Source organism: Rhizobacter sp. (assembly GCF_031412075.1).
Classification (GTDB): domain Bacteria; phylum Pseudomonadota; class Gammaproteobacteria; order Burkholderiales; family Burkholderiaceae_C; genus Rhizobacter.
Map to the genome: position 1 here is coordinate 1 of NZ_JANOCG010000374.1, position 13920 is coordinate 13920.

Sequence of the window (13920 nt, forward strand, 5' to 3'; positions counted from 1 at the left end):
GGCCACGCTGCCGGTGGCCGGAATGGCGCAGGTCACTGACGGGTGCGAGACGATGAACTTGAGCGCGAACTGCGCCCAGCCGTCGCACCCGATCTCGGCCGCCCAGGTTGGCAGCGGGTGGCGTTGCAGGTCGCGCAGCAAATCACCCTGGCGAAACGGCCGGTTGACGATGACCGCGATGCGGCGCTCTTGCGCCAGCGGCAAGATGCGTTGCTCGACTTCGCGGTCGAGCAGGTTGTAGCTGACCTGCACGAAGTCGATCGGCTGCCTGCGCATCACAGCCTCGATCTCGCGGTGCCGCCGCCCCTCCGAGGTGGTGATGCCGACGTATCGCAATTGGCCTGCGGCCTTCATGGCCAGCAGCGTGGCCAGGTGCTCTTCCCAGGCCAGCAGGTTGTGCACTTGCAGCAGGTCGAAACGCGGCACGTTCCACAGGCGGCGCGAGGCCTCGATCTGCGCCGGCCCGCTGGCGCCAGAAGAGATCCACACCTTGTCGGCGGAAAATACCGGCGCCTTGCCGCCCATGTGCGCGAGCCCGTGGCCGATGACCGACTGCGCCGAGCCGTACATCGGCGACGAATCGACCAGTCGCCCGCCGGCTGCGAAGAACGCCCGCATGACCTCGGCGCAGGCGTCGCGCGCCTGGCGGTCGTTGCCGACGTTGAAGGTGATCCAGCTGCCCAGGCCGACCACGGGCAGGGCTTCTCCGCTCGATGGAATCGGGCGTGTGACCACGGCGCCGCCAACGGCTTGCGCATGGGCGGTGGACCCCCAGGCAAGCGATGGTGCGAGCGCCGACAACGCCTTGAGCAAGGCGCGCCGGTTCGGAGCGTTGGGTGCGGTGGGTGGGAAGTCAGGCATGGCGGTGTGTTCCAGCGGCGCGGTGCGCCACCCTAGCATCGCAGCCTGTTCCGACGCGACCGCAGGGGTGCCTACACTGGCCCTGGCCTCACAGGGCACCACCCATGAACCCAGTTCCCGACCCCCTTCCCGCCGTGCGCAGCATCGGCCTCGGCCGGCCGTTGGTCTGGCTGGTGCTCGGCTGGCGCGACATGCTGCGCGCCGGCTGGGTCAGCTTCGCGCAGGGCCTGGTGCTGGCCCTTGCGGGTGCGGCGATCGTGGCGGTGGCGCACAACCGCTTCTGGCTGCTCGCAGGGGCCTTGTCGGGCTTCCTGGTGGTGGCGCCGGTGCTGGCGACCGGCCTGTACGCGTTGAGCCGCGCCATCGAGCGGCGAGAACAACCCGGCCTCGCCGTGGTGGCCAAGACCTGGCTCAACTGGCAGCACAGCCACATCAACAAATGGGGCAACGACTACTGGTGCATGGTGCAGTTCGGCGCGCTGCTGGCGTTGGCCGGTACCGGCTGGGTGCTGACCTCGGCCGCGCTCATCACGCTGCTCGCGCCGGTGCCCATCCACACCCCGATGGATTTCGTGCAGCACGTGGTGTTGGCCAAGGAGGGCTGGTTGTTCGAGCTGTGGCTGGCGCTCGGTGGGGTGCTGGCGGCACCCATCTTTGCGTCGAGCGTGGTGTCGATGCCCTTGTTGCTGGACCGGCGCATCAGCCTGCTGCAAGCGGTGCTCACCAGTTGGCGCACGGTGCTGGCCAACCCGCTGCCGCTCGGGCTGTGGGCGGTGCTGATCGCAGGCTTCACGATGCTGGGCCTGGCGTCGCTGTTCATCGGGCTGATCGTGGTGATGCCCGTGCTGGGCCACGCGAGCTGGCACGCTTACCGCGACCTGGTCGACCCGGCCAGCCTGCCACCACGCGACAGCCAGTGGTCGGGCCTGGGCACTGACGCGAGCCGCTGATGTTCGGCTTCACCGAAGCGCAGATCTCGGGCTTTGGCCTCAGCTTCGGGCTGGGTGCCTTCATGCTCTACATGCTGTTCATCATTGGGCAGCTGGCGTGGGAGTCGAAGGCTGGCAAGTTCGGCACCTTCGTCATGTTCCTCGGCCTGGGGCTGGGCATGGTGGGCTTTGCGGCCAAGTACGTGATCCAGTGGCTGATTGAAAAGTAGGCCGATCGACGCCACCAGCATTGGCACCGCCGTTCATAAGGGATGGCGCTTACGCGGGCGCCAGGCGGGCGGTGTCCAATGACCCTCGCACTGCCGCAGGGATGTCGTGCCCCGCGGGTCAGGCGCATTGAGTGCCCCAGGGCTCGGCAAGCCGAGCCCGCCCCCGAGGGGTCAAGGAACTCGGGAGCGGCCCTTCGTTTCCTTGAGGAGGAGATCTCACCATGGACTTGGACCGGAGAGGGTTTTTCCGGGTCAGTGGAGCGGGGCTGGTCGGCTCCAGCCTGGTCGCGCTGGGCTTCTCGCCCACGGCCGCCCTGGCTGAAACGCGAAGCTTCAAGCTGGCCCGCACCACCGAAACCCGCAGCACCTGCCCGTATTGCTCGGTCAGTTGCGGGCTCATCATGTACACGCTCGGCGACAAGGCGAAAAACGTCAAGTCGACGATCATCTACGTGGAAGGGGACCCGGATCATCCGGTGAACCGCGGCACGCTGTGCCCCAAGGGCGCCGGTGTGATGGACATGATCCAGAGCAGCAGCCGCGTCAAGACGCCGCAGGTGCGCGAGGCCGGCAGCAACGAGTGGAAGCGCCTCTCATGGGAAGACGCGCTCACCCGTGTGGCCAAGCACATGAAGGCCGACCGCGACGCCAACTTCATCAAGACCAATGACAAGGGCGTCACCGTCAACCGCTGGAAGAGCACCGCGATGCTGATGTCATCGGCGGCGTCCAACGAATCGGGCTACATCAGCGTCAAGGTGGCGCGTGGCCTGGGGATGGTGGCACTCGATACGCAAGCACGTATCTGACACGCGCCGACGGTGTCCAGTCTGGGCCCGACTTTCGGTCGCGGAGCGATGACGAATTCTTGGACTGATATCAAGAATACCGATCTCGTTCTCGTCATGGGCGGCACTGCCGCCGAAGCGCACCCCTGTGGCTTCAAGTGGGTGGTCGAGGCCATGCAAACGCGCAAGGCCAAGCTCATCGTGGTCGACCCGCGCTTCACGCGCAGCGCCGCGGTGGCCGATGTGTATGCGCCCATTCGCGTGGGCACCGACATTGCCTTCCTGGCCGGTGTCATCAACTACCTGCTGTTGAACAACAAGATCCACCTCGATTACGTCAAGCTGAACACCGACGTGGCCTTCCTGGTCAAGCCCGACTACCAATTCGACAACGGCTTTTTCAGCGGCTACGACGAGGCCAAGCGCTCCTACAGCAAGGCGAGCTGGGGCTACCAGATGGGCGAAGACGGGTTCGTGAAAGTCGACGAGACGCTGCAAGACCCGCTGTGCGTCTACCAGCAGATGAAGAAGCACTTCGCGCGCTACACGCCCGAGCTGGTGAGCAGCATCACCGGCACGCCCAAAGACCAGTTCCTGAAGATCGCGCAGATGCTGGGCGAAACGTCGACACCCGACAAGGTGATGACGATCTGCTACGCACTCGGCTGGACACAGCACTCGGTGGGCAGCCAGAACATCCGCACCATGGCCATGATCCAGCTGCTGCTGGGCAACATGGGCCGCCCGGGTGGGGGTGTCAACGCACTGCGCGGCCACGCCAACGTGCAGGGCATCACCGACATGTGCGCCTACTCCGAGGTGCTGTCGGGCTACCTCGGCGCCCCCGTCGATGCCGACGTCGACCGCGCCACTTACCTGGCCGCGCGCACCGGCAAGCCGCTGCGCCCGGGGCAGATGGCCTTCACGCAAAACTTTCCCAAGTGGCACACCAGCCTGATGAAGGCCTACTACGGCAACGCCGCCACGCCGGAGAACGACTTTGCGTACGACTGGATGCCCAAGCGCGACACGGGTTACGACGTGCTTGCCATCTTCGAGCGCATGCACCAGGGCAAGGTCAACGGCTTCCTCGTGCAGGGCTTCAACCCGCTGGCCGCGGTGCCCAACAAGAAGAAGCTCTCGCAGGCGCTGGCCAAGCTGAAATACCTGGTGGTGATGGACCCGCTGGAGACGGAGACCAGCGAGTTCTGGAAGAACTTCGGCCCCTTGAACGACGTCAACCCGGCCGACATCAAGACCGAGGTGTTCCGCTTCCCGACCAGTTGTTTTGCCGAAGAAACCGGCAGCTTCACCAACTCGAGCCGCGTCATCAACTGGAAGGAAAAAGCCGTCGACCCACCTGGCGAAGCCAAGCCCGACTCCGAAATCATGGCGCGCCTGTTCATGAAGTTGCGTGGCATGTATGCCAAGGATGGTGGGGCGCTGCCGGAGCCGATCGCAGGCCTGGCCTGGCCGTACATCAACGCCAACACGCCCCACCCGAGCGAGGTGCTGCGCGAGATCAACGGCAAGGCTCTGGCCGACGTGCTGGCCCCGCCCGACCCGAAAGACCCGAAAGCCCCGCGCGCGGTGTTGGTGAAGGCGGGCGAGCAGCTGCCAGCCTTTGCGATGCTGCGCGACGACGGCTCCACCTCGTGTGGCAACTGGATCTACGCCGGCTGCTGGAGCCAGGCGGGCAACCTGACGGCGCGGCGCGACACCGCCGACCCGACCGGCCTGGGCGTGTTCCCCGGCTGGGGCTTCGCCTGGCCCGCCAACCGGCGCATCCTCTACAACCGCGCCAGCGCCGACAAAGACGGCAAGCCCTGGGACCCGTCACGCAAGTACCTCGCGTGGAACGGCACCAGTTGGGCTGGCGGTGCCGACGTGCCCGACATGCGGCCTGACGCCGCGCCCGATCAGGGTGTGGGCGCCTTCATCATGAACCCCGAGGGCGTGGCGCGTTTCCACGCCGTGGGCATGGCCGAGGGCCCCTTCCCCGAGCACTACGAGCCTTTCGAGACACCGGTGGGCGTGAACCTGATGTGCCCCAACAACCCCAAAGCCGTCAGCAACCCGGCGGCGCGGGTCTACAAGGGCGACCTCGAAGCCTTCGGCAAGAAAGAGGAGTTCCCCTACGCGGCCACCACCTACCGCCTGACCGAGCACCTGCACTACTGGACCAAACACTCGCGCAGCAATGCCATCGTGCAGCCGGCGCCCTTCGTCGAGATCGGTGAAGAGCTGGCGAAAGAGAAAGGCATCAAGCAGGGTGACCAGGTCAAGGTGCGCAGCAACCGCGGCGAGGTGATCGCGGCGTGTGTGGTGACCAAGCGCATGAAGGGCATGGACGTGAACGGCAAGCGCGTTCACCACGTGGGCATCCCCATCCACTGGGGCTTCAAGGGGGTCACGCAGAACGGCTACCTGGCCAACGCGTTGACCCCGTTCGTAGGGGACGCGAACTCGCAGACACCTGAGTTCAAGGCCTTCCTCGTCAACATCGAAAAGGTGGGCTGATCATGAGCATGCAATCACTCGACGTGGTCGCCCGCTCGGCCACCACCACCCCCAGCCCGCAGGTGCGCACTTCGGCGCCGCAGGTCGCCAAGCTCATCGACGAGTCCAAGTGCATCGGCTGCAAGGCCTGCCAGGTCGCGTGCATGAACTGGAACGACCTGCGCGACGAGGTCGGCACCAACATCGGTGTGTACGACAACCCGAGCGACCTGTCGCCGACTTCGTGGACGGTGATGAAGTTCTTCGAGGTCGAGCCCGAGGAAGGCAACCTCGAATGGCTGATCCGCAAAGACGGCTGCATGCACTGCGAAGACCCGGGCTGCTTGAAGGCCTGCCCGGCGCCGGGGGCCATCGTCAAATACGCCAATGGCATCGTCGACTTCATCAGTGAGAACTGCATCGGATGCGGCTACTGCGTGAAGGGCTGCCCCTTCGACGTGCCACGCATCAGCCAGAAAGACAGCAAGGCCTACAAGTGCACCTTGTGCTCTGACCGCGTGGGCGTGGGCCTGGAGCCGGCCTGCGTGAAGGTCTGCCCGACCGGCGCCATCGGCTTCGGCACCAAAGACGACATGGTGGCCTACGGCGAGAAGCGCGCGGTGGAGCTGCAGGAGCGCGGCTTCAAGAACGCCGGCCTCTACAACCCGCAAGGTGTGGGTGGCACCCACGTGATGTATGTCCTCAAGCATGCCGACCGGCCCGAGCTGGAAGACCTGCCGAAGAACCCCACCATCAGCCCGATGGTGGCGGTGTGGAAGGGCATCGCCAAGCCGCTGGCCGTGGCCGGCATGATCGGCGCTGTGCTGGCGGGTTTCTTCCACTACATGAAGGTGGGGCCTATTGAAGAAAAGCCTGAAGAAAAGCCTGAAGAGAAGGAGCCATCATGAGCCGCTTGCTTCAGAGGTACACCGACAGCGAGCGCATGAACCACTGGGTCATCGCCTTGATGTTCGTGCTGGCCGGGCTGTCGGGCCTGGCCTTCTTCCACCCGAGCTTCTACTTCTTCACCCACCTGTTCGGTGGCGGGCAGTGGGCGCGCATCCTGCACCCGTTCCTGGGGGTGGCGATGTTCCTGGCCTTCCTCCTGATGTTTTTCCGTCTCTGGCGCGAGAACGTCTTGAACGACGCCGACCGCGAGTGGCGCAAGCATGCGGGCGACATGCTGCGCGGCGACAAGTCCAAGATGCCGCCGGTGGGCAAGTACAACTTCGGGCAGAAGATGGTGTTCTGGCTGATGGCTGTGAGCCTGCTTGTGATGCTGGTCACTGGCTTCATGTTCTGGGCACCGTGGTTCACCGGTGCTTTCCCGATCGGCCTGCAACGCGCCGCCGTGTTGCTGCACTCCGTGGCGGCAGTGGTGCTGATCCTGGCGGTGATCGTTCACGTCTACGCCGCGATCTGGGTCAAGGGCACTGTGCGCGCCATGACGCGCGGCACCGTCACCGAAGGCTGGGCCCGGCAAAACCATGCCTTGTGGCACCGCAAGATGACTGAAGGCAAGTGAAGGTGCATGATCGTGTGGCGGGCGCCCCCGGGCGCCCGCGTTCGTTTCCAGAGAGGTGGATTTCATGGCTGTGACTGCCACCGTGCGGGTGATGTCGCCGGAAGAGATTGCCGCCAAGGCGGGCGGCGAGACGCCCTTCCTGCACCCGCCTCAGCGCGGCACGCTGTTCGCCGAGCGCGCGATGCGCCTGCGCCAGCTGGCGCGTGGCCACTCGATGGAAGACTTTCTGAACTTCATGGCCGACCTGGCGCAGGCCCAGCACGATCAGCTGGCCCGCATCCCCCGCGTGCCGCTGCCCGATGCCGACGCGCTGGATCACGCCGCGCGCCTCGGTGTGCCGCCGTTGCCCGCCTCCGAATGGCCACGCCACGCGGCCTGGCAGGGTGTGTTGCGTGCGTTGGTGGCCGAGATGCAATTCAAGGCACCGAGCGGTGCCCGGCACACGCTGGCTCACCTGGCCGAGTGCCCCGCCGACTGGCTGGAGCGCCAGGCCGACTGCCTGCTCACCGGTGTGATGAAGGGGCTGGACCTCGGCACCGCGCCGATCATCGCCGCCGCGCTGCAGGTGTACTGGTCGCAGCTGGTGAGCAGCGTGCTGCAGCGCCAGCAAGACGGCCGCGGCCAGCCCTTCGGCCGCATCGACGACGAGACCGCCTGCCCCTGCTGCGGCAGCCGCCCGGTGGCCAGCCTCACGCGCACCAGCGGCGAGCTGCTCGGCCAGCGTTACCTGCACTGCTCGCTGTGCAGCATGCAGTGGCACATGCTGCGCATCAAGTGCAGCCACTGCCTCAGCACCAAGAGCATCGCCTACCAGTCGCTCGATGTGGCCGGGTCGGAGGGCGACCCGTCCGGCCGCGCCGCGGTGGCCGTGGTGCAGGCCGAAACCTGCGACGACTGTGGCCACTACCTGAAGATCATGCACACCGACCGCGACCCCTTCGTCGAGCCGGTGGCCGACGACCTGGCCACGCTCACGCTCGACCTGCTGGTGTCCGACACCGGGCTCAAGCGCCAGGGTGTCAACCTGATGCTTCTTTTTGGTGACCCTGTCGGCGAGCCCGAGCCGCCGCCAAGCCCAGGGGCCCGCTGATGGCCCGGCCCGCCGAATCCGTGGTTCACGGTTCCAAGGCCAGCGCGAAGGACCTGCCTTCCGTCGACCGGCTCTTGCGCTCGCCCGCCGTGGCAGCGCTGGTGGCCGAACAGGGGCACACCCTGGTGACGGCCGAGGCGCGTGCGCTGCTCGACGCGTTGCGCACGCAGGCGCTGGCCGGTGAGCTGGATTCCTCGGCGGTGCAAGGCCCTGTGCTCGATGCCGCCTTGGGCGAGCGCATCGCCGCGCGCCTGGCGCCACGCATGCGCCGCGTGCTCAACCTCACCGGCACCGTGATCCACACCAACCTCGGCCGCGCGCTGTTGCCTGACAGCGCCTTGCAACACCTGCTGGCGATGATGGCCGGCCCGAACAACCTCGAATACGACCTCGCCTCGGGTGGGCGCGGCGACCGCGACAGCATCGTCGAAGAACTGCTGTGCACGATCACCGGCGCCGAGGCCGCGACCGTGGTCAACAACAACGCGGCGGCCGTGTTGCTCACCATCGCCGCGATGGCGCGCGACAAGGAAGTGATCGTCTCGCGCGGCGAGCTGGTCGAGATCGGCGGCGCCTTTCGCATGCCCGACGTGATGGCCAGCGCCGGTGCGCACATGGTCGAGGTGGGCACCACCAACCGCACCCACCCGCACGACTATGAGCGCGCCATCAACGAGCGCACGGCGCTGGTGATGAAGGTGCACACCAGCAACTACGCGGTGCAAGGTTTCACTGCCGCGGTCGACGAGGCCACGCTTGCACCCATTGCGCACGCGAAGGGTGTGCCGCTCGCCACCGACCTCGGCAGCGGCTCGCTGATCGACCTGGCCCACTACGGCCTGCCGCGTGAGCCCACGCCGCAAGAAATGCTCGCCGCCGGCTGCGACGTCGTCACCTTCAGCGGCGACAAGCTGCTCGGTGGCCCACAGGCCGGCCTGATCGTTGGCAGCAAGGAGGCGGTGGGCCGCATCCGCAAGTACCCGATGAAACGTGCGCTGCGCATGAGCGAGCTGCCACTGGCCGCACTTGAGGCCACGCTGGTGCTTTATCTGCGGCCCGAGCGCTTGGCGCAAGACCTGCCGACGCTGCGCCTGCTGACGCGACCCGCCGACGCCATTCGCGCCATGGCGCATGCGTTGCAGCCGGCAGTGGCCGCTGCGGTGGCGCCGCAGTTCAGCGTCGAGGTGGTGGCGTTGCTGGGCCAGATCGGCTCCGGCTCACTGCCAGTCGAACGGCTGCCCTCTGCGGGCCTGGCCATCGCGCCGGCCGGCGCGAAGAAAGGCGTGGGCACCGCGCTCGATCGTCTCGCCCACGCCCTGCGTTGCCTGCCGCTGCCGGTGATCGGCCGCATTGCCGACGACCGATTGCTGCTCGACCTGCGCTGCCTCGAAGACAGCGCGCCCTTCGTCGCGCAGTTGCCTCGGCTCAGCGAGGTGCTTGGCTCATGATCGTCGGCACCGCCGGTCACATCGACCACGGCAAGACCACGCTGGTGCGTGCGCTGACCGGCGTCGACACCGACCGCCTGCCCGAAGAAAAGCGACGCGGCATTTCCATCGAGCTCGGCTACGCCTTTCTCGACACACCCCACGCCGACGAACGCATCGGCTTCATCGACGTGCCTGGCCATGAGCGCCTGGTGCACACCATGCTCGCCGGTGCCACCGGCATCGACTACGGCCTGTTGCTGGTCGCGGCCGACGACGGTGTGATGCCGCAAACACGCGAGCACCTGGCCGTGCTGTCGCTGCTCGGTCTGTCGCGTGGTGCGGTGGCCGTGACCAAGGTCGACCGGGCCGATGGCGAGCGGGTGGCTGCGGTGCAAGACGAAGTGGCTGCGCTGCTGGATGGCACCTCGCTGGCGGGTGCGCCGGTGCTGCCGGTGTCGGCGCAAACCGGCGCTGGCCTCGCGGCCTTGCGCGAGCTGTTGTTCGAGGCCGCCCGCAGCACGGCGCAGCGTGCGAGCGAAGGCGCTGCATTTCGTCTCGCCATCGACCGGGCGTTCACGCTGGCGGGTGTGGGCACCGTGGTCACGGGCACGGTGCACGCGGGGCGTGTGCAGGTCGGCGATGAGCTGGCAGTCACGCCCTCGGCCAAGGGCCTGCGCGCGCGGGTGCGCAGCCTGCATGCGCAGAACCAGGTGGTGACCGAGGCCCACGCGGGGCAGCGTTGTGCGGTCGCCCTGGTGGGCATCGCCAAGGACGACATCGAACGTGGCCAGTGGCTCGCCGCACCGCACGCCGCGCTCGACACCCAGCGACTGGATGCGACGCTGACCCTGTGGCACGGCGAGACCAAGCCGCTGCGCTCGGGCACGCCGGTGCATGTGCACATCGGGGCCAGCGACGTGATGGGCACGGTGGCCGTGCTCGACCGCCCCGAGGCGCAAGACGCGCTCGCGCCCGGCGCCCACGGCCGTGTGCAGATCGTGCTCAGCCAGCCCATCGCGGCCTGGCGTGGCGACCGCGTGGTGCTGCGCGACAACTCGGCCAGCCGCACGCTGGCTGGCGGTGAGGTGCTCGACCCGTTTGCACCCACGCGCTACCGGCGCACGCCGCAGCGCCTGGTCGAGCTGGCGGCCTGGGCGCAGCCGCTGGCCGAGGCGCGGCTTGCCGCGCTGCTCGCCGCCGCGACACACGGCGTGGCTTTGCGACGTTGGCTGTGCGCCGAGGGGCTGGACGCAGCAGCCATGCCGCCCTTGCCCGAAGGCAGCCTGTGTGCAGTCGATGCGACCGAAGGCGATTGGGCACTGGGGGCAGAACACCGCGCCGTGGTGCGCGAGGCGGTGCTGGCGGCCTTGCAGGTGTTTCACGCGCAGCGGCCCGATGAACTCGGCCCCGATGCCGGTCGCTTGCGCCGCCTGGCCGCGCCGCGTTTGCCCGAGCCGCTGTGGCGCGCCTTGCTGGCCGCCCTGGTGGCCGCAGGCGACCTGGCGTTGCGTGGCTCGTTCGTTCACCTGACTGAGCACGGCTCGCGCTTGTCGGCCGCCGATCAGCGGCTTGCGCAGAAGATCGCGCCCTGGTTGGCCGCGGCGGGCTTCGAAGGCAGTTGGGCGCGAGACCTGGCGCGCGCCTCGAATGAGAGCGAGCCCTTGATACGCACCACGCTGGCCCGGCTGGCGAGCGGGGGCGAGTTGCATCAGGTGGTGAAAGACTTGTTTTATCCGACCGCTTGCATGGTGGCGCTTGCGGCGCTGGCGCGTGGAGTGGCGGCGAGCCACGACGGCGAAGTCACGGCCGGCAGCTTCCGCGACGCCACCGGGCTCGGCCGCAAGCGTGCGATCCAGCTGCTGGAGTATTTCGATCACATCGGCTTGTTGCGGCGGGTGGGTGATGTGCACCGTTTGCGCAGCGATTCGGTGGCATTCGCAGAGGCGGCGCGGTGAAACCACGCGTCCCCAAAGTTTTAGGAAGGGAAACGTTCCCGGTGGAACGGCCGGGCTTCAAACCCGGTGGGTGGCGCCATGCGTCGCCGGGTGGGTTCGACTCCCACACCCTTCCGCCATCTTGCTTCGAGGCGAGGGCTCGATGAACCTGCATGAGCTCTCGTTCCCTGCCGATCTTTACTACCTCGTCGAGCACGACGTGTGGGCGCGGCTGGAACGTGACGGCACCGCCACGGTGGGCATCACCTCACTGGGCATCAAGCTCTCAGGCGAGATCTACATGTGCCGCGCCAAGCCGGTGGGCACGCGGGTCGAGCAGGGGCGGGCGATCGCGGTGGTCGAGTTGGCGAAGGCGATCGTGTCGGTGAAGTGCGCCGTCTCGGGCACGGTGCTCGCCGTCAACCCGCTGCTCGACGACGCGCCGCAACGGGTGCACACCGATCCTTATGGCGAAGGCTGGATCGCGCGCCTCGCCGTGACCGACTTCGAGCGCGACCGGGCGCAGCTGGCGCGAGGTGAGGGCGTGCATTCGCTGATGGCCCGCCATGCCGAAGCCTTTCGGGAGTTGCCATGAACACAGCCTCAGGCATTGCGATTCTGCTGTGGGCCAGCGAGCCTGAAACGCCGCACCGATTGGCCACGCCTTTCTTTCATGCGGCCGCCGCCGCCGCGCTCGACATGCCGGTCGAGATCTACTTCACCGCCCGCAGCGTTCGCTTGTTGCAGCCCGGTGTGGCACAAGCGCTGTACGCGGCAGCACACGACAAATCGATCTACGATGCGATGCGCGAAGCGGCGACCCACGGCGCTGTGTTCTACGCCTGCACCGACGCATTGCACGCCAACGGCCTGGGCGCCACGGTGCTGATTCCTGAGTGCACACGGCGCGGCGGCGCGGTGCAGTTCATGGCCCGCGCGAGCGACCTGAGTTGGCGCACCCTGGTGTTTTGAGCGAAAGATGGCCATGGCTTCGACCCGGCAGCGCAAAGACGAACAGCACCCCGCAGACCCGGTCGGTGTTGGCGTTCACCTGCACTACGCCTTCGAGCCTGGCGAACAACGTGGTGCGAGCCTCGGCAGCCCCTTGTTCGATCTGCTCAGCTCCGTGCGCGAAGGCGGCTCGATCCAGCATGCCGCGCAAGACCTTGGCTGCTCCTACCGCTTTTTGTGGGGCGCGTTGAAGAAGTGGGAGACCGTGCTCAACGAGCCGCTCATCGTCTGGTCGCGCGGGCAGCGTGCCACGCTCACGCCGTTTGCCGAGCGCTTGTTGTGGGCCGAGCGCCGTGCCCGCACCCGCATGCAGCCGCACATCGAGGCCTTGCGCGCTGACCTTGCGCGTGTGCTCGCCGACGCACGCGACGAACACCACCAGGTGCTGACCGTGGCCGCCAGCCACGGCCTGGCCTTGCCCATTCTTCAGCAGGTGGCCGACAGCAGCGCCGCGCTGCACCTGGACATCCATTTCCAGGGCAGCCTCGACAGCCTGCGTGCACTCAACGAAGGGCAGTGTGTGGTGGCAGGGTTTCCGGTGCCGGCGTTGCACGGTGCGGCGCCCACGTTTGTGAAGGCGCTCAAGCCGCTGCTCAAGCCGGAGCTGCACATGCTGATCGGCTGCGTGAGGCGGCGCCAGGGCCTGATGCTGCGGCGTGAACACGCGGGCCAGGTGCGTGGGTTCAGCGACCTGATGCGCCTGCCGCTTCGTTTTGCCAACCGCCAGGTGGGATCGGGCACGCGCCTGCTCGTTGACCACCTGATGCACGAGGCGGGTTTGGCCGCGCAGCATTTGCCAGGTGATGCCGAACACATCGAAGAAACCCATGTGGCCGTGGCTGCGAGCATTGCCAGCGGCCTGGCCGATGTGGGCTTGGGCATCGAAGCGGCGGCTGCCGAATTCGGCCTGCACTTCGTGCCGCTGGTCGACGAAGAATACTTTCTGGTCTGCCTCAAACCCAGCCTGCAACACCCAGCGGTACAACGCCTGTGCGCCGTGCTGGCTGGCCCCGAATGGCGTGCGCGGCTGGCGGTTCTGCCGGGCTACACGCCAGCGGCGGCGCCCGGTGTGGCGCTCGAGATGGCGGCTGCGCTGCCGTGGTGGCCGGGTGCTGCGCGCACCCGGCCCGGGAGCGTGACCCACAGCCAGTAGACTGCGCCCCTTCACTGCTGCCGCTGGAGCCCTCCATGACCCTGCTTGTTTTAGGCCTTGTGCTGTTCCTCGGCATGCACGCCGTGGCCATCGTGGCACCCGCCTGGCGTGACGCACAGGCCGCGCGCAACGAAAAAGCCTGGAAAGGCATCTACGCCGTGGTGTCGCTGGCCGGCTTTGTGCTGTTGGTCTATGGGTACGGCCTCGCGCGGCAGTCACCGGTGTTGCTGTACACACCCCCCGCCGGCATGCGCCACCTGGTGATGCTGCTGATGCTGCCGGTGTTCCCCTTGCTGCTGGCGGCCTACCTGCCGGGGCGCATCAAGTCGGTGACCAAGCACCCGATGCTGGTGGCCACCAAGCTGTGGGCGCTGTCGCACCTGCTGGTCAATGGCACGCTGGCCGACGTGCTGCTGTTCGGTGGCTTTCTCGCCTGGGCCGTGGCCGAGCGCATCTCGCTCAAGCGCCGC

At 67.3% G+C, this 13920-nt stretch carries 13 protein-coding genes and 1 tRNA gene; 13 read left to right on the forward strand and 1 reads right to left on the reverse strand.

Annotated elements, in window-relative coordinates; all coding sequences use genetic code 11:
* A partial coding sequence (locus tag RMO40_RS13935) for an aldo/keto reductase (RefSeq protein ID WP_309722269.1) occupies positions 1–861 on the reverse strand: 861 nt, incomplete at its 3' end.
* A 104-nt stretch (positions 862–965) separates the two neighbouring features.
* On the opposite strand from RMO40_RS13935, the gene RMO40_RS13940 reads away from it, so the two are divergent.
* From RMO40_RS13940 to RMO40_RS14000, 13 genes are all read left to right on the forward strand, one after another.
* The gene (locus RMO40_RS13940; RefSeq protein ID WP_309722271.1) at positions 966–1811 is read left to right on the forward strand and encodes a DUF2189 domain-containing protein; all 846 of its coding nucleotides are present in this window, start codon (positions 966–968) and stop codon (positions 1809–1811) included.
* On the forward strand, positions 1808–2020 hold the full coding sequence (locus RMO40_RS13945) for a DUF2788 domain-containing protein (RefSeq protein ID WP_309722303.1): 213 nt from the start codon (positions 1808–1810) through the stop codon (positions 2018–2020). Before RMO40_RS13940 ends, RMO40_RS13945 begins: the two co-directional genes overlap by 4 nt.
* A 221-nt stretch (positions 2021–2241) precedes the next feature.
* On the forward strand, positions 2242–5328 hold the full coding sequence (gene fdnG / locus RMO40_RS13950) for a formate dehydrogenase-N subunit alpha (RefSeq protein ID WP_309722274.1): 3087 nt from the start codon (positions 2242–2244) through the stop codon (positions 5326–5328).
* Between the two features lie 2 nt (positions 5329–5330).
* On the forward strand, positions 5331–6215 hold the full coding sequence (gene fdxH / locus RMO40_RS13955; RefSeq protein WP_309722276.1) for a formate dehydrogenase subunit beta: 885 nt from the start codon (positions 5331–5333) through the stop codon (positions 6213–6215).
* Positions 6212–6832 carry a formate dehydrogenase subunit gamma gene (locus RMO40_RS13960; protein ID WP_309722279.1) on the forward strand — a complete coding sequence of 207 codons (621 nt, stop codon included), beginning with the start codon at positions 6212–6214 and terminating at the stop codon, positions 6830–6832. Before fdxH ends, RMO40_RS13960 begins: the two co-directional genes overlap by 4 nt.
* Positions 6833–6896: 64 nt before the next feature.
* Positions 6897–7922 (forward strand): formate dehydrogenase accessory protein FdhE, encoded by a 1026-nt coding sequence (fdhE, locus tag RMO40_RS13965; RefSeq protein WP_309722282.1) that lies wholly within the window; start codon positions 6897–6899, stop codon positions 7920–7922.
* A complete protein-coding gene (gene selA, locus RMO40_RS13970; protein ID WP_309722285.1) occupies positions 7922–9370 on the forward strand; it encodes an L-seryl-tRNA(Sec) selenium transferase in 1449 nt (482 codons plus the stop codon). Before fdhE ends, selA begins: the two co-directional genes overlap by 1 nt.
* Positions 9367–11307, forward strand: coding sequence for a selenocysteine-specific translation elongation factor (gene selB / locus RMO40_RS13975; protein WP_309722288.1), 1941 nt, complete (start codon positions 9367–9369; stop codon positions 11305–11307). The genes selA and selB overlap by 4 nt, the downstream gene beginning before the upstream one ends.
* Positions 11308–11330: 23 nt before the next feature.
* Positions 11331–11426: transfer RNA gene (locus tag RMO40_RS13980), tRNA-Sec, on the forward strand.
* Between the two features lie 23 nt (positions 11427–11449).
* Complete coding sequence (locus tag RMO40_RS13985) at positions 11450–11881, forward strand: glycine cleavage system protein H (RefSeq protein ID WP_309722291.1); 432 nt, start codon at positions 11450–11452, stop codon at positions 11879–11881.
* Positions 11878–12258, forward strand: coding sequence for a DsrE family protein (locus RMO40_RS13990; protein ID WP_309722293.1), 381 nt, complete (start codon positions 11878–11880; stop codon positions 12256–12258). Before RMO40_RS13985 ends, RMO40_RS13990 begins: the two co-directional genes overlap by 4 nt.
* A gap of 13 nt (positions 12259–12271) precedes the next feature.
* The gene (locus RMO40_RS13995) at positions 12272–13450 is read left to right on the forward strand and encodes a substrate-binding domain-containing protein (RefSeq protein WP_309722296.1); all 1179 of its coding nucleotides are present in this window, start codon (positions 12272–12274) and stop codon (positions 13448–13450) included.
* Between the two features lie 35 nt (positions 13451–13485).
* Positions 13486–13920: NnrU family protein (locus RMO40_RS14000; protein ID WP_309722300.1), on the forward strand; the 435-nt coding region annotated here is incomplete at its 3' end.

What these genes read in the sequence shown, in the direction of transcription:
- RMO40_RS13940 (WP_309722271.1), top strand. Translation starts at nt 966, where the DNA reads ATGAACCCAGTTCCCGACCCCCTTCCCGCCGTGCGCAGCATCGGCCTC.
- fdxH (WP_309722276.1), top strand. Translation starts at nt 5,331, where the DNA reads ATGAGCATGCAATCACTCGACGTGGTCGCCCGCTCGGCCACCACCACC.
- RMO40_RS13960 (WP_309722279.1), top strand. Translation starts at nt 6,212, where the DNA reads ATGAGCCGCTTGCTTCAGAGGTACACCGACAGCGAGCGCATGAACCAC.
- fdhE (WP_309722282.1), top strand. Translation starts at nt 6,897, where the DNA reads ATGGCTGTGACTGCCACCGTGCGGGTGATGTCGCCGGAAGAGATTGCC.
- selA (WP_309722285.1), top strand. Translation starts at nt 7,922, where the DNA reads ATGGCCCGGCCCGCCGAATCCGTGGTTCACGGTTCCAAGGCCAGCGCG.
- selB (WP_309722288.1), top strand. Translation starts at nt 9,367, where the DNA reads ATGATCGTCGGCACCGCCGGTCACATCGACCACGGCAAGACCACGCTG.
- RMO40_RS13985 (WP_309722291.1), top strand. Translation starts at nt 11,450, where the DNA reads ATGAACCTGCATGAGCTCTCGTTCCCTGCCGATCTTTACTACCTCGTC.
- RMO40_RS13990 (WP_309722293.1), top strand. Translation starts at nt 11,878, where the DNA reads ATGAACACAGCCTCAGGCATTGCGATTCTGCTGTGGGCCAGCGAGCCT.
- RMO40_RS13995 (WP_309722296.1), top strand. Translation starts at nt 12,272, where the DNA reads ATGGCTTCGACCCGGCAGCGCAAAGACGAACAGCACCCCGCAGACCCG.